The sequence below is a fragment of the Deinococcus rhizophilus genome (genome assembly GCF_030271215.1).
In the GTDB taxonomy this organism is placed as follows: Bacteria; Deinococcota; Deinococci; order Deinococcales; family Deinococcaceae; genus Deinococcus; species Deinococcus rhizophilus.
Genome location: NZ_JASNGB010000423.1, coordinates 1 through 384 on the forward strand (window position 1 = coordinate 1; position 384 = coordinate 384).

At 73.7% G+C, this 384-nt stretch carries 1 pseudogene; it reads left to right on the forward strand.

The features are described from left to right. Positions 1–230: pseudogene (locus QOL99_RS17675) on the forward strand (membrane protein); the annotation flags it as partial. Positions 231–384 lie beyond the last annotated feature (154 nt).

Consider the following 384-nt stretch of genomic DNA (forward strand, 5'->3'; position numbering starts at 1 on the left):
TGGGCCTCAGCCGCCGCACCGGGTGGGACGTGGCGCGGGTGCGCGGCGGAACCGAACTCGTGGTGCTGGCGCTGGGGTGGCTGCTGGGCGGGCTGGTGGGCTGGGGCACCCTGGCCTTCGCGCTGGCGAGCGGCCCGGCGATGCGGGCGGGGTTGGGGCTGTACGGGCTGGGGCAAAGTCCCAAGCCTTCCGCAGGAGCGACTACACATCCGGCCCCGGAAGTCCCTTAACGTCAAAGGGTCACATCCACCCCCGGAGGTTGCCCTATGAGCGATTCGAGTTCCAAGCCCGACGCCCCCGCCCGCCCTGTCAACCGCCGCGACACCCTGCGCCTGCTGGGAGCCGCTGGCCTCGTGGCGGCTGCCGCTCCGCTGGCCCGCGCCC